This is a genomic window from Lysinibacillus sp. 54212 (assembly GCF_036662795.1).
Lineage (GTDB): Bacteria > Bacillota > Bacilli > Bacillales_A > Planococcaceae > Lysinibacillus_B.
The window spans coordinates 46,042-67,801 of record NZ_JBAFWZ010000015.1; the positions used below are offsets into that span (position 1 = coordinate 46,042).

Annotated in this window: 19 protein-coding genes; 4 read left to right on the plus strand and 15 right to left on the minus strand. The window is 37.2% G+C overall.

Features of this window, described 5'->3' with window-relative positions:
* Positions 1–28 precede the first annotated feature (28 nt).
* The 4 genes from V4T18_RS11780 to V4T18_RS11795 all read right to left on the minus strand — a co-directional run bounded on the left by V4T18_RS11780 (position 29) and on the right by V4T18_RS11795 (position 2,716).
* The gene (locus tag V4T18_RS11780; protein WP_332649597.1) at positions 29–937 is read right to left on the minus strand and encodes a chemotaxis protein; all 909 of its coding nucleotides are present in this window, start codon (positions 935–937) and stop codon (positions 29–31) included.
* A gap of 163 nt (positions 938–1,100) precedes the next feature.
* Positions 1,101–1,967: an NAD(P)-dependent oxidoreductase gene (locus V4T18_RS11785; RefSeq protein ID WP_332649598.1), complete on the minus strand. Its 867-nt coding sequence runs from the start codon at positions 1,965–1,967 to the stop codon at positions 1,101–1,103.
* A 270-nt stretch (positions 1,968–2,237) separates the two neighbouring features.
* Complete coding sequence (locus tag V4T18_RS11790; RefSeq protein ID WP_332649600.1) at positions 2,238–2,429, minus strand: aspartyl-phosphate phosphatase Spo0E family protein; 192 nt, start codon at positions 2,427–2,429, stop codon at positions 2,238–2,240.
* Between the two features lie 80 nt (positions 2,430–2,509).
* The gene (locus tag V4T18_RS11795) at positions 2,510–2,716 is read right to left on the minus strand and encodes a hypothetical protein (RefSeq protein WP_442916935.1); all 207 of its coding nucleotides are present in this window, start codon (positions 2,714–2,716) and stop codon (positions 2,510–2,512) included.
* 261 nt (positions 2,717–2,977) lie between these two features.
* On the opposite strand from V4T18_RS11795, the gene V4T18_RS11800 reads away from it, so the two are divergent.
* The 3 genes from V4T18_RS11800 (at position 2,978) to V4T18_RS11810 (ending at position 4,628) form a co-directional block, all read left to right on the plus strand.
* Complete coding sequence (locus V4T18_RS11800) at positions 2,978–3,166, plus strand: YkvS family protein (RefSeq protein ID WP_332649602.1); 189 nt, start codon at positions 2,978–2,980, stop codon at positions 3,164–3,166.
* An 82-nt stretch (positions 3,167–3,248) separates the two neighbouring features.
* On the plus strand, positions 3,249–3,860 hold the full coding sequence (locus tag V4T18_RS11805; protein ID WP_332649604.1) for a CPBP family intramembrane glutamic endopeptidase: 612 nt from the start codon (positions 3,249–3,251) through the stop codon (positions 3,858–3,860).
* Positions 3,861–3,917: 57 nt separating this feature from the next.
* Positions 3,918–4,628: a hypothetical protein gene (locus V4T18_RS11810; RefSeq protein WP_332649605.1), complete on the plus strand. Its 711-nt coding sequence runs from the start codon at positions 3,918–3,920 to the stop codon at positions 4,626–4,628.
* An 89-nt stretch (positions 4,629–4,717) separates the two neighbouring features.
* On the opposite strand, the gene V4T18_RS11815 is transcribed toward V4T18_RS11810, so the two are convergent.
* Together V4T18_RS11815 and V4T18_RS11820 are read right to left on the minus strand one after the other, a co-directional pair.
* The gene (locus tag V4T18_RS11815; RefSeq protein WP_332649607.1) at positions 4,718–5,164 is read right to left on the minus strand and encodes a MarR family winged helix-turn-helix transcriptional regulator; all 447 of its coding nucleotides are present in this window, start codon (positions 5,162–5,164) and stop codon (positions 4,718–4,720) included.
* Between the two features lie 239 nt (positions 5,165–5,403).
* Entirely contained in the window at positions 5,404–6,846 is a 1,443-nt protein-coding gene (locus V4T18_RS11820) for a HAMP domain-containing sensor histidine kinase (protein WP_332649608.1), read from the minus strand.
* Positions 6,847–7,073: 227 nt separating this feature from the next.
* On the opposite strand from V4T18_RS11820, the gene V4T18_RS11825 reads away from it, so the two are divergent.
* On the plus strand, positions 7,074–8,810 hold the full coding sequence (locus tag V4T18_RS11825) for a B12-binding domain-containing radical SAM protein (protein ID WP_332649610.1): 1,737 nt from the start codon (positions 7,074–7,076) through the stop codon (positions 8,808–8,810).
* Positions 8,811–8,913: 103 nt separating this feature from the next.
* Here V4T18_RS11825 and V4T18_RS11830 read toward each other — a convergent pair whose 3' ends face one another.
* The 9 genes from V4T18_RS11830 to V4T18_RS11870 all read right to left on the minus strand — a co-directional run bounded on the left by V4T18_RS11830 (position 8,914) and on the right by V4T18_RS11870 (position 21,742).
* Positions 8,914–9,651, minus strand: a complete 738-nt coding sequence (locus V4T18_RS11830) for a polysaccharide deacetylase family protein (RefSeq protein WP_332649612.1) — start codon at positions 9,649–9,651, stop codon at positions 8,914–8,916.
* Between the two features lie 199 nt (positions 9,652–9,850).
* Positions 9,851–11,197 carry a TrkH family potassium uptake protein gene (locus tag V4T18_RS11835; protein WP_332649613.1) on the minus strand — a complete coding sequence of 449 codons (1,347 nt, stop codon included), beginning with the start codon at positions 11,195–11,197 and terminating at the stop codon, positions 9,851–9,853.
* 110 nt (positions 11,198–11,307) lie between these two features.
* Complete coding sequence (locus V4T18_RS11840) at positions 11,308–12,078, minus strand: TerC family protein (RefSeq protein WP_332649616.1); 771 nt, start codon at positions 12,076–12,078, stop codon at positions 11,308–11,310.
* 301 nt (positions 12,079–12,379) lie between these two features.
* Positions 12,380–13,465: an SDR family oxidoreductase gene (locus V4T18_RS11845; RefSeq protein WP_332649617.1), complete on the minus strand. Its 1,086-nt coding sequence runs from the start codon at positions 13,463–13,465 to the stop codon at positions 12,380–12,382.
* A 13-nt stretch (positions 13,466–13,478) separates the two neighbouring features.
* Positions 13,479–16,535 carry an efflux RND transporter permease subunit gene (locus V4T18_RS11850; protein WP_332649618.1) on the minus strand — a complete coding sequence of 1,019 codons (3,057 nt, stop codon included), beginning with the start codon at positions 16,533–16,535 and terminating at the stop codon, positions 13,479–13,481.
* 159 nt (positions 16,536–16,694) lie between these two features.
* The gene (locus V4T18_RS11855; protein ID WP_332649619.1) at positions 16,695–18,266 is read right to left on the minus strand and encodes a peptide chain release factor 3; all 1,572 of its coding nucleotides are present in this window, start codon (positions 18,264–18,266) and stop codon (positions 16,695–16,697) included.
* Positions 18,267–18,333: 67 nt separating this feature from the next.
* The gene (locus tag V4T18_RS11860; RefSeq protein ID WP_332649621.1) at positions 18,334–18,867 is read right to left on the minus strand and encodes a VanZ family protein; all 534 of its coding nucleotides are present in this window, start codon (positions 18,865–18,867) and stop codon (positions 18,334–18,336) included.
* 337 nt (positions 18,868–19,204) lie between these two features.
* On the minus strand, positions 19,205–20,677 hold the full coding sequence (locus V4T18_RS11865; RefSeq protein ID WP_332649623.1) for a UDP-N-acetylmuramoyl-L-alanyl-D-glutamate--2,6-diaminopimelate ligase: 1,473 nt from the start codon (positions 20,675–20,677) through the stop codon (positions 19,205–19,207).
* 3 nt (positions 20,678–20,680) lie between these two features.
* Complete coding sequence (locus V4T18_RS11870; RefSeq protein ID WP_332649625.1) at positions 20,681–21,742, minus strand: M42 family metallopeptidase; 1,062 nt, start codon at positions 21,740–21,742, stop codon at positions 20,681–20,683.
* Positions 21,743–21,760 lie beyond the last annotated feature (18 nt).

Sequence of the window (21,760 nt, forward strand, 5' to 3'; positions counted from 1 at the left end):
TAGATTGGACACAAGTATTAGCAAAAGCTTATAGTATTAATTGATCCACTCTTAGTATTAATTCTGCAATTTCAGGTTTTGATATTTGGTCCTCAGCGCCCACTTCCTCGCCCTTATGACGAAGATCGTCTGTTATTAAACTTGAGAATATAATAACGGGTAGCTTTTGTAAATCAGGGTGTGACTTAATTTTCTTTGTTAAATGATGGCCGTCCATTTGCGGCATTTCAATATCTGTCACTACAAGCTGTACATGCTTTTCAATATTTTTATCCGCCTTTACAAGCGCTTCTAGGTACTCATGAGCGTCACGTCCATTTTCAAAGAACTCTAAATTCACGTATCCGGCTTCTTGCATCGTATCGAATAATAGCTTGCGTAATAGAGGTGAATCTTCTGCGATGACAATTTTCTTCTCAGAGCGCTCACGATTCCCTAGCTTTTTCACGGCTTCGACACTAATACCTGATTCTGGATTAATATCGACCATAATTTTTTCAAAATCAAGCAGTAAAATCATATCCTCATTATGCTTTATAACACCAATTACTTGAGAAGTTCCACCCTGATACATGTCTGATGGCTTTTCAATTTGATCCCATGAGATACGATGAATTTGCGTTACATTGTCTACATGAAATACAACGCGTTGCTTATTAAACTCTGCTACAATGTATTTTTGTTGCGGACTACGCTCTGCATTAGGGATACCTAATACCTTTAACATATCTACTACAGGTAATACTTCCCCACGTAATTGAATAATTCCTTCCACGTGAGGGTGTACATGTGGAATAAATGTGACAGCGATCGGCTGAATAATTTCTTTTACTTTAATTACATTAATACCGAACTTATTATTTGCTACTTCAAATTCTACAATTTCTAGCTCGTTTGTTCCGCTTTCTAGCAGAATCCCTTTATGACCTTTTTCCAAAGCGTGCCCGCTCCTTTCACTCACTAAACCTTTACATTAATTGTATCATAGGAGAGTCGTATCTCCTATAATCGTTTTATGTTCAAACTACTTTTTACACTGCATTTTTTATCATAGAGCTATAGCATTTCTAACCTATTTATCGACTATATTTTCCGTTTGACTACTCTACATAATACTTGATTAACGCTTGGGTTCCCTTTTCTCCATAGCCCTGTTCCTGCAGTGTCACATAAAGTTCTTTTGCTAACTGCAAGCCTGGTAAGGTTAAATTCATTCTTTCTGCTTCGTCAATCGCTATACCAATGTCTTTAATAATATGTTTAATATAAAAGCCTGGCTCTAAATCTCCCTGCAATATACGAGGCGCTAAATTCGATAAGGACCAAGAACCCGCTGCCCCAGATGAGATAGACTTTAATACCTCCTCCATCGTTAACCCAGCCTTCAAGCCATATGCGATTGCCTCACAAACGCCGATCATGCCAGATGCAATCACAATTTGATTGCACATTTTTGTATGCTGTCCTGCACCAGCCTCCCCTTGGTAAACAATATTCGTACCAAAAGTTTCAAGTATAGACTGGATGGATTGTACGATATCATGGTCACCGCCAACCATAATCGATAATGTGCCATTCTTTGCCCCAATATCACCACCGGAAACAGGTGCATCGATACTATGTATGCCGTTTTCTTTCGCTCTCTTGTAGATTTTTTTTGCGAGCGTTGGTTCAGATGTTGTCATATCTACAACAATTGACCCTGGCGCCGCCTCCTGTAAGATACCTTCTTTGCCACAATAGACCTCTTCAACATCCTTTGGGTACCCAACCATTGTAAAAATAATATCCTTGTCTACGCTCGCTTCTGCTGGTGTAGATGCCCATTTGGCTCCTAGCGAAACAAGCTCCTCTGTTTTACTTTTTGTACGATTATACACAGTTACTGAGTGTCCGGCTTTTAGTAAGTGTTTCACAATGCTAGCACCCATTACACCCGTACCGATAAATGCGATTTTTTTCTCCATTCCTATTCCCCTCCAATAAATCCTTCTCCCTCTAGTGTAGCAAACAACCTAACATTTGGTTAGAAAAACATATCCCGGGTTCAAAACCATAACTCAGGGGTTGATTTCCGGTGCGAATATTCATCGCAGCAATTTTCACCAGAACATACTACTGCCAACAAAAAGAGAGCAGATGCTTAAAATGCACCTGCTCTAAAGGGGGAAATGAGAATGTTGCTGTGTTCAAAGTTATTATACCCACAATTTTATTGACTAAACCCCATTCTCAAATTATTGCAATAAATTGTTCGCTTCTTTTTGGCTATCTCGGTTACCTCTGCTTTTGCCTGCATATTCGTTTAATAATTCGTCCAACTGTCTGCTAAGTTTAATTGTCCTAATATTTTGTAGCCCGTATTTCATGCCTGCTTGAATCATTAGTTCCCTAGTTTGCTCTAACTGCTTCAAAATACATTTATCCATTACTTCCCCCCCAGGATACTTAATCATAACAATTATTGTACTTCACTCTAACGAAATGGAAAATATTTCTTTTATACTGTTTACGATCTTGGATTTTGTAAAAATGTGAAGACAATGTTTCCACCTTGCTTAGCTTCACCACGGAAGTGTTTGAACTCATCGTCCTTTATTAATATTTCCCTAAATGATAGAAAATCACTTTTTTTGATATCGACACTCTTAATTTCACCATTTCGTAATTGGTTAATCAACAGCTCAAAATTATTCATAGAATACCACACCTTCATAACTATACTTTCGGAGTAACATCTTGCTTTCCATTCAATATACGTAGAAAAGATTTATTTATCAGTATTTGTTACTCTTATATTTTATCTTAAATTGAATAAAAGTGAATTAATTTAGCTTATTTAAAAATCCTTCTTAGTTCCAGCTATTTGCAAGACCATTTATACAGGGTATTTTATGAAATTTTCAAAAAATGCTTTACCTTTTAGAAAATTTATTGCAAACTGTAAAGTATTAGTCGATGAAGGAGCTGACCTCTGATGAAAATAGCTGAAGTTGGAAATATTATCGAATTTAAGGACGGTCTACAAGGGATCGTTGAAAAAGTAAATGAAAATTCCGTCATTGTCGATATAACAATAATGGAAAATTTTTATGATCTCGAGATGGAAGAAAAAACAGTAGTAAACCATAAACGTTATAAAATTTTACAAACAAAAGATGCATAAGCAACATTTACTCCTTTTTATCGTTTATAGATGATGAAGGAGTTTTTTTTTGTTACACTGTTGCAAGGAGGTAAATAGATACATGAAAAAAAATAAGCAAACTATTGTGCTCCTTCTTTCTTTGTTATTCATTTTTGCGATGCTTTCTTTCACATTTAAAGAACAAGCTATTTTTTGGTACTTATATGCTTTTACTTTACTTGTTGGTATTGCTATCTCACTTATCTTTGGAAAATTCGAGGATCAGCTTCCTACGTGGCAATATTTAATCTATGGCACGGGTTATGGAACTATTGCTTACGGTTTAGTAAAACTAGGGTATATTCTGCTTCCTTATATCGACTCTTCTGCTACAAAAGATATTAATAAATTTTTAGCAACTTATGGACCTTCTAATATTGGACATTATTTAATGTTAATTTTTATTATTGTAGTCGGAGAAGAAATGTTTTGGCGTGGTTTTATCCAACAAGGGTTAAAACGCTTTACAACTCCACTATATGCCGTTTTTATAACAGCTATCCTATTTTCACTTTCATTAGCAATAAGTGGATTTATGCCTGGAGCATTAGCCGCAATCTTTACTGGCTTATTATGGGGCGCGCTTTACGAGTGGAAAAAAAGCTTACCACTAGTTATTGTTTCACATATCGTATTCGTAGTATTATTATTCTTAGTTTTACCCATAACGTAAAATTTTTGGAAACTTACCAACAAGCGAATACGTCTTAAGAATATGGAGGTAGATTTAATGAAAAAACATTACCTATTCATCACAACAATCCTATGCGCAATGCTGTTTGTTACTGCTTGTAACGAAACAGAAGAACCTGTATCAGAAAATGACCCTGTAGAAGATAATTCTGCCCAAACACCTAATAAGGAAAATGAAGAATCAGATGGAGAAGTATCCAACGACGCAGAATCAAATGAAGAGCAAGTAAATGATGATCAGCAATCAACCAATGAACAACAAACAAACAATGAGCAGCAAACAACCATCACTTATCCTAAAAATGGAAAAGAAGTCACAACCGAAACAGCTGCTATTACGAGTGAATCACAGCATTATAAAATGATGATTACTAAGGACTTTACATTAACAGCCGAAGAGCCTGGGCGTGATATGTTAATATACAAACAAAACGATAAGCGTTCTATGAGAATTGAAACGTTCAACAAGAAGGATACAAATTACGAGGACTTCGTAAAGGAAACTGAAGAAACAATCTCTCTAATTGCACCTGAAGGTAAATATGAGCCAGGTGATGTTACTCCTTATGTAAAATCTAATTCGATAGAAAATGCCGCAATGTTCACAGTGAAATATGAAGAAGATGGAGAGCAAGTCGTAACGGCTGTATTTGAAAAGGAAGATAGAATTGTTCGTCTTTCCGTTTTCGACAGCTTACAACCTGAGCTAACAAATGCCTTTTTACAAATGGGCTTTACAATTCAATAACTTAGAGAAAAGCTCAAACTCCAAAAATTTATACTTTCTTATTACTTAAAAAAGCTTGCAACCATAACGTTGGTTTGCAAGCTTTTTGATTAATAGGACAAATCCTTTATCGATAAACCTAATTTTTTCAGTAACTCAATTGCTGTATCCTTTTCTTCACTTGTCATGACATTCATCAGTTCATGCAAATGTTTTTCATGCCGCGGGAAAATCTCATCCATAAACTGGGTTCCAGCTTGAGTAATTTCAGCGTATGTTACACGTCTATCATTGGGACAAGAAACTCTTGATAAATACCCTCGCTTTTCTAGTTTATCTACCACATAAGTAATAGAACCACTCGCCAACAAAATTTTACTCCCAATCTGTTGAAGTGGTTGACGACCTTTATGATATAGAAGTTCTAATACCGCAAATTCAGTTGGATTTACTCCATTTTGTTGAAAAAATTGACTTGTCGTTTCACTAATTGCTTTATGTGCTCTAGATAACACGATAAATAGCTTTAGCGATTGTTTTATATCCTCTGTCGCCATTGACAAATCATCCTCTACTATATATTTCTAATGATTATTATAGCGAGTTTGAAAATACTTTGTCAAAGCAAGAAAAGCGGAAGCGCCCTGTTTAGCCCCGACATGCGCTGGAAGACCCGAATCGAAAGCTTCTTTTTTGCTTTCGACCGAGGGGATGGAGCGACCTCGAGGGGCTGGGCGCTGCTCAATTTCCATAAACTTATACTTTAGCGAAAGAAAAGGGGATATGGGAAAAGCCATTAGATCACATATGTTTCAGAATTCGAATTTTCATTCGAAATTACCCCATCCATTGGCACAATTGGGAAACTAATAGTAAATTTAGTCCCTTCTCCTACTACGCTATCTAAATCAATCTGTCCGTTATGTTCTTCCACTATTTTCTTTACTAACGGTAATCCAAGGCCTGTACCTGTATCCTTTGTTGAATAGAAGGGCTGGAATAAGTTTCGCTTTGTTTCCTCATGCATACCGCCACCTTGATCTCTGATTTTAAGCTGTAAACTCCCTTCAGAAGTTGAAATTAATTTAATTTGAATAACACCACCACTCGGCATAGCTTCCATCGCATTTTTCACTAAGTTAATTAGTACCTGCTGCAATCGAACTCTATTTCCGAAAATCGTAAAGTTATCCATAACATTATATTCATGCTGTAGAATTATGTTTTGTGTTACAGCTGTGTATTGCATTAAATCAATAACAGAATTTACAACCCCAATTAAGCAAATCGGGTCATATGTTTCTACTTTTGGTTTCGCTAAATAAAGTAAGTCTGAAAGAATGGTATCCATTCGTTGCAGCTCTGAATCGATAATAGAGAAATAGTTCGTATGCTCGTCCTTCACTGACATTTTCAGTAAATCAATAAAACCTTTAAGTGACGTCATAGGATTTCGAATTTCATGTGCAATAGAAGCAGCCATTTGCCCTAAATCCTGCAAATAAGATTGCTTCTCTCGCTCTTTTTGAAGTAAAATTTTCTCTGTTTCATCCGTAATAACTGTAATAAACACATTCATGCCCATGTCATAGGAAGTTTTAATATGATAATAGCTGCGATTACCACATACATCGGTTTTTTCAAAATTTATACTAGAACTCTTATACGATTTTAATATGTTATAAAAGTCACTCAATTCAGTCGTATTAAATGAGAAATGCTTAATTATTTGTTTAAAATGGCTATCGATATATTCATTTTCCCCACAATTAATAAACTGAGCTGCTTGTCTATTCATGTCTACAACGATACCTTCGTTCGTCGTAATAAGTATCCCTTGTTCGACATGATTTAACATTGTTGAAAAATTTTGATAATTGATCGAAGAAAAAGCTGATATTGCTGTTTCCTTTTGTATCACTAATCTGGCAAAAACAATATCATCTCGTTCGCTATAATACCCCATAAATTTAACTAGCTTAGTAGATGTTCTAGAAGTTTTAATTCTAAGTTCACAAGATCCGCACGTTTGTTGACGAATCCTATCGATAAATGACTGCCAAATTGGTAATGAAGGCTCGTCTACTTCTAAAAATTCTGTATTTCGATCTCCTAAATCTAACATTTTACGGGCTTTGTCGTTTACAAAAGCGATTTTTAGGGAACTATGTACGATAATTGTACAATCATTAATCGACATAAAAAATTCATTAAAAAGTGGACCAATTGATGAATTCATTATTATTCCTCCATCCCATGAGTTCAGAAACGTATCACATATTATATTATTTATATTATTAATTGATAATACTAATTATGCATCAAATTTCTAAATTTTCAATTATATTGCTCAAAACTATTTTTTATTATTTCATATGTTTTATGATGAGGAAATGGGATAATTATATCATATTGTCCCAAAAGTCATACACTGTTACAATATATGCTGTGAAGGAGAAATAGTACATGCATATCATATTAGCTACATTAAACGCTAAATATATCCATACAAATTTAGCGATTCGTTATTTAAAGGCAAGCGCCAAACCTGCATTCGATATTGAACTTGCAGAATATACAATTAAAGATCCAGCGTTTAACATTGTATCTGACCTCTTTCAAAAAAAGCCAGATGTAGTTGGATTTAGCTGTTACATTTGGAATATAGAAGAGACAATCAAAGTTATAAAAATGTTAAAAACAGTATGTCCAAACACTAAAATTGTGCTAGGAGGTCCAGAAGTATCCTACGATGTTCATGATTGGTTGAAGAAATATAATGAAATAGACTTTATTGTTATGGGTGAAGGAGAAACTTCCTTTGTTGAATTACTTCATTATATTAACGGCAAGAAAAATTTAGAGGATGTTCCTGGTATTTGTTACCTACAGGATGGTAAGGTCAAAATTCATGCGCAACCGCCAAAAATCGACTTACGCGAACTCTCATCACCGTTTAGATTTGAAGAAGATCTGCCGCATTTAGGTAAACGTATTCAGTACATTGAGACTAGTCGAGGCTGTCCATTCCAATGTCAATTTTGTCTTTCTTCTATAGAAGTTGGGGTTCGATACTTTAGCCGTGAAAAAATTAAAGAAGATATTCGCTTTCTGATGGACAATGGTGCTAAAACGATTAAATTTGTTGACCGAACATTCAATATAAGCCGTAGCTATGCTATGGAAATGTTTCAATTTTTAATTGATGAGCATAAGCCAGGTGTTGTTTTCCAATTCGAAATTACAGCTGATATTATGCGACCAGAAGTTATCCAGTTTTTAAATGATCACGCCCCAAAAGGATTATTCCGCTTTGAAATAGGCGTACAATCAACAAATGATTTAACAAATGAACTTGTGAAGCGACGCCAAAACTTTGAAAAACTAAAACGAACAGTCACAATGGTAAAAGAAGGCGGCAAAATTGATCAGCATCTAGATTTAATTGCAGGCTTACCTGAAGAAGATTACGCTTCTTTCCGAGACACATTTAATGATGTCTTTGCAATGCGTCCTGAAGAATTACAGCTCGGCTTTCTAAAGCTATTACGTGGGACAGGGCTCCGTACAGAGGCGCCTAAATACGGCTATACGTATGTTGATGTTGCACCTTACGAAATCTTCTCTAATAATGTGCTTCCTTTTGATGACATTGTACGAATTAAACATGCTGAGGATGTATTAGAGAAGTATTGGAACGCACATCGTATGGACAATACGATTGAATATTTAGTTTCACACGTTTTTGACACACCATTTGATTTCTTTCAAAATTTTGGAACGTACTGGGAGCAAAAAGGCTGGTCGAGAATTGGGCATCAGCTTGAGGATTTATTCCAACGACTTCTAGAATACTTAAGTACACTTCCACACGTAGATCTATCAGCTGTGAAAAGTATTATGCAGCTAGATTACCTTACACCTATGGGATTCCAGCCACGTAAGCTATGGTGGAATGACCGTATTGAGCAAGAGAAGCTTAAGGCGATTTATACGGAAATCCGAGAAAATCCAACTATTGTAGGGGATAAATTTGCATTCATGAATGTTAGTGAGAAGGATTTATTTAAGCATTCATTAATTATACCGTATAGTATTTCATACGAGCATTTCATAAACGGAGAAATTGTAAAACAAGATGGCTATTTATTTACATTTTTCCAACAAGGACAACCACCCTATTTTGCAACAATTTCATCTTAATTAAAAAATCGAGGTATTTCACCTCGATTTTTTTCTTGCCATAAAGTTGTGATTATAAAATGAATGGTACTAATTCTCTAATACCTCACCCAAACTTTTAAACTCACTTTGATTTAATATTTTTTCTATCTTGCTCAAGTAGTTCAGATACTGTTAAAAACTGATATCCTTCGTTTTGTAGTGAGGGTAAAATTTCTTTAAGTGCTTTTACTGTCTGCTCCCTATTCCCACCACCATCATGGAACAGAATGACATTACCAGGTCCTATCCTTTTCAACACTGTATTAACAATACTTTTAACCCCTGGATTCTTCCAATCCAGCGTATCTATATGCCAAGACCACATGACTACCTTATAGCCATCTTTCACAACTTCTTTAATTAAGGGATCTGTATATTGCCCTTCAACAGGTCGGAATAAAGTAGGTGAATAACCTGTAATGCTAAAAATGATTTCATTCGTCTGTCTTATTTCCTTTATTAACCTAGGAACAGGGGCTTTTAACGGATGGGCATATGTGTGATTTGCTAATTCATGTCCTTCTTCGTACATTCGATAAACAATTTGAGGATTTTTTTCAGCATGTTTGCCGACAATAAAAAAAGTCGCCTTCGCATCATATTTAGCCAATTCCTCTAAAATATCGATTGTATATATAGGATGTGGGCCGTCGTCAAACGTAAGTGCAATAAATTTATCCTTTGTTTTAATATCCCAAACAATTTCACCAGTCTCTTCATAATACTTGCGCCCTTTATTTGAAGCATTTGAGAAATTCACAAAAAATAACGAAATAAGCAAAATAGCTACTAATAATGGTATGACTCCATTCCGTTTCAAAGTAATTCCTCCTAAGAGTAAATCATTTCACAAGATATTTCCCTTTACTATTTACAAAATGAAATGAATTATACTTAGATTGCTCCACGAAAGAACACTTAATAATTATTATAGTTTATGTATAAAACTTCCCCTACAACTTCTCAGAAAACATAAAGTAAAACCCGTCATCACTAGAATAGTGATAACGGGCAAATTTTTAACCAATAATTACGCGCTCTTTCGGATATCGATAAACCATTTTCTTCTTTTTACCACCAAGTGTATATAAGAAGGAAATTAAGCCGACACGTCCTATAAACATTAGCACCATAATAACAACTTTCCCAGCCGTCGATAAATCATTTGTTATCCCTAGCGACATTCCACAGGTTCCGAATGCAGAGGTTATTTCAAATATGATTTGAGTGGCTGTAGCATGCGGCTCTGTAATTAATAGGATCATCGTTGAAATAAGCACCATAAATAGAGCTAAAATGATTACAACAAACGATCGAAACACATCAATCATATGAATTTCTCTTCCGAAAATTTGTATTTCTTCCCGCCCGTTTGCATACGAAATTAAAAACAATATAACAATGGCAAAAGTCGTTGTTCGTATACCACCACCAACCGAGCTTGGAGATGCACCAATGAACATTAAAAAGCTCATAAACACATTAGTTGCCTCATTGAACGTTTGTACATCATACGTTGTTAAACCAGCTGAACGAGTTGATATCGAATGAAACATTGCCGAGAATAAAGCCTCATGCCAGCTCATCTCTTTAAACGATTGAAAAGATTCAATTATAAAAATAACAAAAGTACCAACAATAAAAAGGACACCATATGTAGCTGTCGTAATTTTAGCAAAAAGACTAAATCGAAATCCTTCATGCTTCCTTTGTAAATACGTTTTGACTTCAATCAGCACAGGAAACCCGATCGCTCCTAATACAATTAAAATCATCGTAACAAATTGTACAAAATAATCTAAATGATAAGGTAATAGGCTTTGTCCAGTAATATCAAAGCCACCGTTCGTAGTAGCCGAAACTGCCGTAAAAACACCGTGCGTAAAAGCTTCCTGCCATGTGTCAAAATAGCGTTTAAAGTGAATGGCTAAAACAATTGCTCCTAACGATTCTATCACCAATAAAATCTTTATAATTTCTCGGATTAAATGTACAACGCCAGATAAATTCACTTGATTGTGGTCAATCATAATTAATTGTCGTTCTCTCATTCCAATCCTCTTACCGACAAGTAACCATACAAACGTACCAAGTGACATAATCCCGATAGCACCAAGCTGCAAAATACATAATAAAACAAATAACCCAAAGCTTGTATACGTTTCAGCAATATTAAACACCGTTAAACCAGTTACACTTACAGCACTTACTGCTGTAAATAATGTATCTAAATAAGATACTTCTACACCATACTGATGTACACCCGGTAGCCTTAACAATCCAAATGATACGGCAATCGCAATGAAATAATATAAGACGAGCACTTGGAATGGTGTAAAACCTTGATTTGCTTTTTTCTTAAACACGAAAGCTCGCCTCCTTACAATTACTAACTTTTTATCAGTATAGACAAAAGTATCGAAAATGAAAAGATGCCACAATTGTGAAATTTCACCTTTGTGACATCTTCGTGTTATTACGCTTGTTGTTGTTTTTTGTTTTTGGCTACACTTGTTAAATAACCACCGATTGCAATTCCTAATAATACTACCCAGAAGATAACCTTCCATACAGTAGAATGTGGGAAATCGTGTGGAATAACACCTAATTTTTCATGTGCTAATGCTAGCACCGCAAGCTTTACCCCTACCCAGCCAACAATTAAAAAGGCAGCAGTTTCTAATGAAGGGTAATCATTTAAAATTTTCACGAACCATTGTGCTGCAAATCGCATAATGATTAATCCAATTAAACCACCTAGGAACATTACTGCGAATTGACCACCATTGATTCCACCAACTGTGATATCTGTTAAATGTGGTAGCGTCACAGCGATTGCTACAGCCGCTAGCATAGAGTCAATAGCAAAGGCAATATCTGCAAGCTCAACTTTTAGAACCGTCATCCAGAAGCCAGAGCCTTTTTTCTCCTTCATTTTCTCTAAATCATCTTCTGGCTGCGCTTTAAATTTCGTATCATAAATATGCTTGATCGAGATGAATAATAAGTAAACCGCACCAATCGCTTGAATTTGCCAGTATTTCACTAAAAACGTTATTAAGAATAACGCAATAAAGCGGAATACGAATGCTCCAAATAATCCATAAAATAACGCTTTTTTCTGTTGCTCTTGCGGTAAATGCTTAACCATTACCGCCATTACTACTGCATTATCAGCAGCAAGTAAACCTTCTAAAAATACAAGTACTAGTAAAACCCATGCGTACTCTAACAATATCGCTTCCATATTGCCGACTTCCTCCTTTTCGTTTGTATACCCAATTGCAAGGTATCTTATAAGGTTTTAACAGAACAATCCACTTTATAGGCAAAAAATAAAAGACCTATGCCTAAAAAATAGGCAAAGGTCTTGCTAAGCAAATTCATTGCTATCACACCCGATGGCTCTTAACCATGTAATGACGATTGTGAAGTAAGTAATCTCTTGGAATTACTTATAGCTACTCCCCTTTGACAAGTTGTCAATGGATATTCAGTTAATTTATATATTAGAGTATACACTAAAACTGACAAAATGTGCAATAAAATTATTTTATTCTTATACGAAATTCTTCTCGATTTTTATTATCCTCATAAAACTTTATCATCGCAGGCATCGTTTCAATAAAGTCAGGACACTTAACATCCCCCTTATTTAGAACGTTTTGCGCCTCAGTACAGTCGAAGGTTGCAGTCCAAGCTAAATAGCCTGTTGTTTCGTATTCTACACCTAGTGCATTTCGTATAGGATAAAACTCAAGCATTTTTTTCGTTAGGGAAAGGGGGATACGGCCCATTGGGTTTTTCCCCGTTAGCCCTTTTACCATCGCACTATAGACATCAAACACCCGATGCGGATTCGGATCTGTTAAGTGCAGTGTTTTCCCTATCGCAGAGGGCTCTCTACAAATAAACGAAGAGGCCTTAAAGATATAATCCACTGGCACAACATTAATGGTTGTCTTTTTACTCCCTACAAAAGGGATAAACGGCAATTTGCGCAATCGATCAATCATATTTAAGAAAAAGTAGGGTCCATCAAACTTAATCGTTTCCCCTGTTTCAGAGTGACCACGCACTATACCAGGGCGAATAATTGTTATGGGTACCTCTGATTTTAAATCCTCTACCCTTAGCTCTGCTTCAAATTTTGTTTCCTCATAGTAATTTTTAAAAGCAGAAGGTCGAATCAGTTCTGTTTCAAGTAGAAGACCATTTCGCCTACCCGCTACATACGCCGTACTAAAATACATATAGCGCTCTAAATTTGGAAGTTCTCGAACAAAATCATTAACCATTGCTGTTCCATGCACATTTACCTTCCATGCGAGCTTTCGAGGCACAGCTAAGTCATATATAGCGGCTAGGTGCCATAAGACCGAAATTCGAGGTGCAATACAAGAAAGCTCTGAGTTATCAATCCCTAGATTGGGAAGTGTGATATCCCCTTCAAATAATTCAATTTGACACGTTGGATGCTCTTTTGTGATTTTCCTAACCTCTTGTTGTGCCTCCTCCATTTCTGTTGGAAGCACCAATGCATAAATTTGCTTCGTTACGCCATCTAAAAAAAGCTGACGAATTAACTGTCGTGAAATAAATCCCGGAAATCCTGTGAAAAAATGTACGCCCATCAAATTTCACCCCTTATAACTCCCTTGTGACTTTTGCTTTATCTACAATGCTATAAATAATCGGAACAACGAATAATGTAAGCAGCGTTGATGTTAGTAATCCCCCTATTACAACAATTGCCATAGGCTGATTCATTTCTGTTCCTTCTCCTATTCCTAAAGCTAGTGGAACGAGCCCTAGAATCGTCGTTAGTGCCGTCATTAAAATCGGACGAAGTCGATCCTGTGTGCCATTAATAATTGCTTCCACAGTTGCTTGTCCTTCTCGTTTCTTTTGATTAATATAATCCACGAGAACAATGCCATTATTGACGACAATACCTACAAGTACAAGTACCCCGATGATTGCTGTTACCCCGAGAAGTGTATTTGTTATCGTTAATGAAAGAGCAACGCCAATGACCATTAGCGGCACACTTAGCAGCATAATAAATGGATATCTGAATGATTCGAACTGTGCAGCCATCACAATATAGACGAGAATGACGGATAGAAGAATAGCTAGTATCATATCATCCTTCGCACTATCGAATAGCTCACGATCACCACTGAACACAATTCGTGTTTCTTCTGGTACGTCCACCTTAGCAATAGCCTTATCTATTGTCGAAGATATGCTACTTAGAGATTCTGTCGTCTTATATTTGACGAAGAAGGCCACGGCCGAAGCTTGATCAGACCGACGAATAGCCGTTTGCCCTTCTGCTACCTTTACATCTGCAACATCCTGTAGCTCAACAAAAACCCCTGAATTTGTTCGAAGCTTCATTGTTTTTAAGGCGTCGATACTTGTTTTGTATTCGTCGCCATAGCCCGTATAAACCGCCAATACAGCATTATCCTCTGCAATCATTTGTGTTGTAAATAAGCCTCTAGTCATGCTGTTTACTGTTGTTGCTATTTGAGCCGGTAACATTCCATAGGCATTTGCCTTCTCTCGGTCCACCTCGATTTGAATTTCCTCGACTGTATAATCTAAATCGGTCATCACTTCTACCACTTCATCTTGCTGCTGTAGCTCCGTTTGAATATTAGCAACCGTTTCATGCAATCGTTTTTCATTTGTATCTGTCGCTCGGAATGAAATTTGATTTGGTGTGGAGCCAGAAGAGGTCGATAAGTTAAATGTTACTTCTGCTCGTTCTCCAATCAATTCCTTTACATCATCTTCTACTTGCTCCGTAAAATCAAATACTGATCGCTCTCGCTCTTCTAATGGTAGTAACCTTACATAAAGCTCTGCGGTATTTTCATTCGACGTACCGCGTGAAAGAGACTGCTGATCGCCACCAATTAAGCTAACTAGCGTATCAACTTCTGGCTCACCTTTAATACGCGCCTCAATTTCTGCCACAACCTTTTCTGTTGCAGTTAATGAGGTACCTTTAGGTAGGTCCACACTAATCGTTACAAACCCTTCATCCGTAGCGGGTATAAATTCTGTGCCTGTTCGAATTAGAATCACACATGAGGCGACAAAAAGTAAAACTGTCCCTCCTAAAACAACTGCTCGATGCTTTAATGACCAGAGGATACCTTTTCTATAATTTCTATATAACACTGACTTTTCACGCTGCGAGACTAAATCGCCATTCCTCTTTGCTAAAAATTTACTTGCAAGCATCGGCACAACGGTTAACGAAACGATAAGAGATGCGAATAAACTAAAGGAAATGGTCAATGCAAACTCCGTAAAAATTTTCCCGATTAAACCTGATATAAATATAACTGGTACAAATACGGCAACAGTTGTTAACGTGGATGCAATAATCGCAACGCCAACCTCTTTCGCGCCAATAGAAGCTGCCTCTTTCGGCGTTTTACCAAGAGCAATATGTCGCTCGATATTTTCAATGACAACAATAGCGTTATCAACAAGCATTCCGATGCCAAGTGCTAATGCACCAAGGGTTAAAATATTTAGCGAAAAATCCGCAAAATACATAAGGACAAATGTCACGATGACTGAATATGGTATCGCAATTCCTACAATAATCGGACTTTTTAAGCCGCGCAGGAAAAGAAATAACACAAGCATTGCGAAGAAACCACCAAAAAGTAATGAAGAACTAATATTACTTATCGCAAGCTTGACATAGTCGCCTTGATCAAATAAAGTAAGTGCACTGACGCCTGAATATTGTGGCTTTTCTAGCAACTCATCTAAGGCTACCCTAAAAGCATCCGAAACTTCTGCAGTATTGGCGCCAGATTCCTGCAACACAGACAGTAGGACAGCAGGATTTTCCCCTACCCTTGTAATGGTTTGTTGCTCTTGCTCAGCTCGCTGGACAGCAGCCACATCTCGCAGCTTTAATGCTTCTCCAGTTAATGGATTTACCGTAAGCGTCAGGTCGGCAATTTCCTCAGGTGACGTAAATGTACTCAGTATTCGTGTAGTAAGTAGCTGTCCCTGCTCGGTATTGACCGATTCACCTGGCAAAGAAATATTACTCGCCTGCACAAGCTGCACAATATCTCCTTGAGTTAATCCTTGTTCTTCAAGGGCTTTCGAATCTAACTCTATCCTAATTTCCTCTATAATCTTGCCAGAAACAGTTACACTAGCTACGCCTTCTGTACGTTTAAGCTCTTGCTCTAACTCTTCTGCAATTGATCTTACATCAACATCTGTCGACTCTGCTTGAAGAGCTAGCTGAATAATAGGAAACTGTGACGGATCAAACTTAAGAAAACTCGGTTTACCAGCATCCTCTGGTAATTGAATTAAATCAAGTCGCTGCAGCACTTCGTATTGCAGTTCATCCATATCACTTGACCAATCAAACTCTAATATAATTAAATTAGCGCTTTCCTGGGAGGTCGATTGAATTTTCTTAATCCCTGGTAGAGTTGCTAAAACTTCCTCTAATGGTTTCGTTACTTTTTCATTGACCTCCGTTGGACTAGCTCCTGGGTAACTCGTAACAACAACGCCAATTGGAGGATTTAGATCTGGTATTAACGTAATTGGTATTTTGAATAAGGATACCGCACCTAAGATTAATACAAGCGCCATTGTTACAATTGTAAAAACGGGGCGCTTGATGGAAAAATTACTAATTTTCATATGATGACCCTTTCTACTTCTAGCTAATTATTGTATTCGCCCTTTCTTATCTATTCCCTTTACTTTTCTAGAAAAATTTCCAATCCTTTAGAAATTGTTCATATTTTCGTAAAAGAAAAACCTAAAAGCAGGTAAAGTACGTGCTTTTAGGCTTTCCATTTATAGTAAGCTGTATAACTGAATATGCTCGTTTTTCTCAGAGAACCAGCGCATAGCGAATTCATTTTCAAATAAGAATACTAAATGATCATAACGATCCTTCACTAGCATTGATCGAGCAGAGTGCATAGACTCTTTAACTTCAGACTCATTTTCAATCCATCGAGCGATTTTCGAGCCGATTGGTTCCATTTTCACTTCAACATTATATTCATTCTTCATTCGGTGTTCAAACACTTCGAACTGTAATTGACCTACCGCACCAAGAATAACCTCTTCAGTGTGAAGGGTTTTGAAGTATTGAATTGCTCCCTCTTGCACGAGCTGCAATACACCTTTTTGGAACTGCTTCCCTTTCATAACGTTTTTCGCCGTAACGCGCATAAAAATCTCAGGCGTAAACTGTGGAAGCTTTTCAAATTGGAATAATTTCTTGCCACCAACTACTGTATCCCCAATTTGGTACGTGCCTGTGTCATATAAACCAATAATATCACCAGCAACTGCTTCTTCTACTGTTTCGCGATCATCAGCAAGGAATTGCGTAGACTGTGTGACTTTGAATGATTTACCCGTACGAGTAAGCGACATATTCATTCCACGCTCAAACTTCCCTGAAACGATACGCACGAACGCGATTCGGTCACGGTGTGCAGGGTTCATGTTCGCTTGAATTTTAAAGATAAAGCCAGAGAAGTCATTATGCTCTACTGGGTCGATAAACTGCTCATCTTCCGTAATACGAGGCTGCGGTACAGGTGCAAATTGTAAATACGTATCAAGGAATGTTTGCACACCGAAGTTTGTTAAAGCCGAGCCGAAAAATACAGGCGTTAATTCACCACGGCGAATTTTTTCTTCTGAGTATTGGTTACCTGCCTCATTTAATAGCTCAATATCATCCATCGCTTGCGTATAGTATGATGTAACCTTCATTGGATGATCGACAGCAAGCTCTCCGTTTTCATCAATTGGTAAGAAACGGTCGCCTTCCTCTGTACGGAATTGCTCGATACGTTTATTGTATCGATCGTAAATCCCTAGGAATTCTTTCCCCATACCAATTGGCCAGTTCATTGGATAAGCTGAAATGCCCAGCACTTCTTCCAGCTCTTCAATAAGATCAAGCGGCTCCTTCCCTTGGCGATCTAACTTGTTAATAAATGTGAAAATCGGAATACCACGCATTTTACACACTTTAAATAGCTTTAGGGTTTGTGCCTCGATCCCTTTCGCAGCATCTACAACCATCACTGCTGAGTCTACCGCCATTAATGTACGGTATGTATCCTCAGAGAAATCTTGGTGACCTGGTGTGTCTAAAATATTTACACGACATCCTGAATAATCGAATTGCATAACTGATGAAGTAACAGAAATACCACGTTGCTTTTCAATTTCCATCCAGTCAGATGTAGCAAATTTCCCCGTTTTCTTCCCTTTAACTGTACCTGCATCACGAATCGCACCACCGAATAGCAGTAGCTTTTCTGTAATCGTCGTTTTCCCAGCATCCGGGTGAGAGATGATGGCAAAGGTACGACGGGATAATATATCTTGTTCTAAAGTCATTTAGTTTCGTCTCCTTTTTTGCATACCTACTTATTTTAAAAGAGTTGCCTATAAGGTTACAACCATTTTATTTTTTCTGCTGGAATCTTTTTAATATTATAGTTGTGACAAAAAATCCTGCATATATACTTACCGCATTCAATATCACATCATCGATATCTGTGCTACGACCAATAAAAAATTGTGTTGCTTCAATAAATAGTGGGATCGCTAATGAAATTGTCAATTGCCAGCTCATCTTCCGCATCGTTTTCCATAAAAGCGAAAGAAACACCCCAAACGGAATAAACAATATAATGTTCCCTGCAAGATTATAAAAAGCAATACTCGCCATCTGTGTCCCACTGAACAGTTCAGCCATATATTCAGTAATTGTTTGAAAAGGTATAAAATTAGTACTTCGGTATCCAATTGGAGCTCCATATTGAGGAATAATCGTTTGAGATAAAATAGCTACTATATATAGAACAAAGAGTAATAATATGCCTTCCCTAAACCACTTTTTCCCTATTCCTCTAATGTATATTAAACGAATTATCATATAAATTGGGGCTACTACGAGACAATAGCCAAGCATACTTTCTAGAAAATGAACAATCATACACTCCCCTTCTTTCCTCTTGTTCAGACGATGATTTCGAAAGAAGGTTACATAAAATAAAACTTTTCAAACTATAGTAGCTTTTACTTGTCTACTTCAAATTAATGTAAAGAGTCAAAATAAAAATAACAAGGCAAGCCCCGCCAATTAGACTTCTGTGGGAAAGCGAGACAGGCGAGACCCCACAAAAATTGCACTTGGGCAATTTGAGGAGGCTCGGCGCTCGCCCACGAAAAGCGTAGTGGCGGGGCTTGTCGATTATAAAAAATAAGGATATTTTTTTCGAAAACGAAACATTGATTATCTAGAGGCTACTAAAAAAATAGTACCATATAGATTATCGATTAAATTGTTTTTTTCCTGCTTCAATTGCAATTCGGGCATCACTATGAGGGTATTTCGTATTTTCGATAATTTGATAATCCTCATGTCCTTTGCCAGCAAAAATAATAATATCACCTGGCTCAGCAACACTGACTGCATGACGAACTGCCTCTGCACGGTCCCCGATACAAGCAAATTTATCATGCTGCATCCCTTTCGCTAAATCACCTGTGATGCTATCAAATTCCTCATAGCGTGGGTCATCTGTTGTTAACACGACATAATCAGCAACCGATGCTTTCTCAGCCATTGTAGGTCGCTTTGTTTTATCACGCCCTCCACCTGTGCCTACTAGGAAAATCAATTTATTTTCAGGCTCTTTATACGGCATCGCAGCAAGAATAGCCTTTTCGATTGCATCTGGTGTATGAGCATAGTCAATAAAAATTTGAATTGGTAAATCTGTCTCGACCTTTTCCATACGACCTTTTACAGGTGATAAACTTTCAATTTGTTCAATAATTAATTCAAGCTCGTAGCCAAGCGCATAAAAATTGGCTGTTGCTGCAAGCACATTGTAAACATTAAATTCTCCAAGTAAATGCATCGATACTGGGAATGTTCCTTCGGGAGTAACCATATCAAAATATGTCATTCCATTTTCGTATCGACAGTGTTCTGCACGGAACATTGCCTCGTTTTGTAAACCATACGTCCAAATAGGATATGGCGTTAATTTTGCATAACGATCGCTCCAAGGATCATCCGCATTTAACACAACGACTTTTTGCTTCGATAGATCTTGTCCTAATTGTGAGAATAAGAGACCTTTTGCATTTCCGTACTCTTCCATTGTGCCGTGGAAGTCTAAATGATCATGCGTTAAATTCGTAAAAATGGCCACATCATAATCCACACCTGCTAAGCGTCCAAGCGCTAAGCCATGTGAAGATACTTCCATCACCATATCTCGGCATCCTTCCATCTTTGCACGGAAAATCATTTGCTGGGTGCTCAATGCATCGCTCGTTGTATTGGCTGATTCATATAAAACACCATTTAAATTAAACCCAATCGTCCCAGATAAGGCTGACTTTTCACCTAAGCCAATAAAAATATTATGAATAATTCCTGTCACACTCGTTTTACCATTCGTTCCAGTGACACCAATCATCGTAATATCATTTGAAGGGTAATCAAAAAATTTCGCTGCCAGTAACCCTAAAGCACGCTCAGTACTATCCACAATAATTTGTGCAACTTCCCCTTGAATCGGTAGTTCACGTTCTGCCACAATAATTGTTGCTCCAGCATCCACTGCCTGCTGTGCAAAATCATGACCATCTACTGTATAGCCTTTAATACAAATAAATAAAGTACTCGGCTGTACGCCGCGAGAATCGATGGCAATATCTTTTATGTTATTTGGTAGCTGCCCGATAATTCTTTTCTGTGGAATCGCACTTAAAATTTCTTCAGCATACATAATTTAATCCTCCATTTCCATCATCGGCGAAGTAACATAAGCAAATAAAAGTTCTGCTGTAGCATTTAAAGAATCTACATGCGTGCGCTCATATGCATGAGAAGACTCAATACCAGGTCCAAATAAAGCATGACGAACATCAAAGCCTGCACGAATGGCAGCTGATGCATCAGACCCATAGTAAGGATATATATCAAGCTTATACTGGATCCCGTTGTCTTTGGCTAATTTAACTAAATGACGAGTTAAGTCATAATGGTATGGTCCACTTGAATCTTTTGCACATATGGAAACAGTATACTCATCAGAAGCCTGTCCATCACCAATTGCTCCCATATCTACTGCTATATATTCCACCACATTTTCTGGAATATTTGAGTTACCACCGTAACCGATTTCTTCATTATTTGAAATATAAAAATGTGTCGTATATGGAAGTTGAACGTGATTTTCTTTTAGGTGTTTCATTAATTGAAGAAGTAAGGCTGTACTTGCCTTATCATCTAAATGACGAGATTTAATAAAGCCTGTTTCCGTTATTTCGAAACGAGCATCAAATGAAACAAAGTCCCCCACCTCAATACCTAATTGGCGAGTTTCTTCTGCATTTGTTACCTTTGCATCTAAACGTACTTCAATATGATTTTCATCACGCTTTAAATCACCCGCTCCACGATAAACATGAACAGTTGTTTCATGCATTAAAATCGTCCCACGGATTTTATCACCATTTGCAGTATGAATTGTACAATATTCACCCTCAACGGCATTCCAATTAAAACCGCCGATCATTGCGAGCTTTAATCGACCACTCGATTTAATTTCCTTCACCATTGCGCCAAGTGTATCCGTATGCGCTGTTAATAAACGATGCCTCTGCTGATTTTCACCATCAAAACTAACAATAAGCGCACCTTTATTAGTCCTTTTACACGGAATCCCAAGCTCCGTTAAATATTTTTCCATAAATTTCATTATATTCATTGTGTAACCAGACGGACTTGCAATATTTACAAGTTTTTCTAGCAGGTTTATGCTGCCTTGTTCATTAAATTTGTAGTTCATATGTAAAGCCCCCTCAAT

Bases quoted from the DNA above. Each gene is read 5' to 3' on its own strand.
- V4T18_RS11800 (WP_332649602.1), top strand. From the start codon at position 2,978: ATGAAAATAGCTGAAGTTGGAAATATTATCGAATTTAAGGACGGTCTA.
- V4T18_RS11840 (WP_332649616.1), bottom strand. From the start codon at position 12,078: ATGGAAGCGATATTGTTAGAGTACGCATGGGTTTTACTAGTACTTGTA.
- V4T18_RS11790 (WP_332649600.1), bottom strand. From the start codon at position 2,429: ATGGATAAATGTATTTTGAAGCAGTTAGAGCAAACTAGGGAACTAATG.
- V4T18_RS11815 (WP_332649607.1), bottom strand. From the start codon at position 5,164: ATGGCGACAGAGGATATAAAACAATCGCTAAAGCTATTTATCGTGTTA.
- V4T18_RS11825 (WP_332649610.1), top strand. From the start codon at position 7,074: ATGCATATCATATTAGCTACATTAAACGCTAAATATATCCATACAAAT.
- V4T18_RS11865 (WP_332649623.1), bottom strand. From the start codon at position 20,677: ATGTATGCTGAAGAAATTTTAAGTGCGATTCCACAGAAAAGAATTATC.
- V4T18_RS11785 (WP_332649598.1), bottom strand. From the start codon at position 1,967: ATGGAGAAAAAAATCGCATTTATCGGTACGGGTGTAATGGGTGCTAGC.
- V4T18_RS11820 (WP_332649608.1), bottom strand. From the start codon at position 6,846: ATGAATTCATCAATTGGTCCACTTTTTAATGAATTTTTTATGTCGATT.
- V4T18_RS11855 (WP_332649619.1), bottom strand. From the start codon at position 18,266: ATGACTTTAGAACAAGATATATTATCCCGTCGTACCTTTGCCATCATC.
- V4T18_RS11795 (WP_442916935.1), bottom strand. From the start codon at position 2,716: ATGAAGGTGTGGTATTCTATGAATAATTTTGAGCTGTTGATTAACCAA.
- V4T18_RS11850 (WP_332649618.1), bottom strand. From the start codon at position 16,535: ATGAAAATTAGTAATTTTTCCATCAAGCGCCCCGTTTTTACAATTGTA.
- V4T18_RS11810 (WP_332649605.1), top strand. From the start codon at position 3,918: ATGAAAAAACATTACCTATTCATCACAACAATCCTATGCGCAATGCTG.
- V4T18_RS11870 (WP_332649625.1), bottom strand. From the start codon at position 21,742: ATGAACTACAAATTTAATGAACAAGGCAGCATAAACCTGCTAGAAAAA.
- V4T18_RS11805 (WP_332649604.1), top strand. From the start codon at position 3,249: ATGAAAAAAAATAAGCAAACTATTGTGCTCCTTCTTTCTTTGTTATTC.
- V4T18_RS11860 (WP_332649621.1), bottom strand. From the start codon at position 18,867: ATGATTGTTCATTTTCTAGAAAGTATGCTTGGCTATTGTCTCGTAGTA.
- V4T18_RS11845 (WP_332649617.1), bottom strand. From the start codon at position 13,465: ATGGGCGTACATTTTTTCACAGGATTTCCGGGATTTATTTCACGACAG.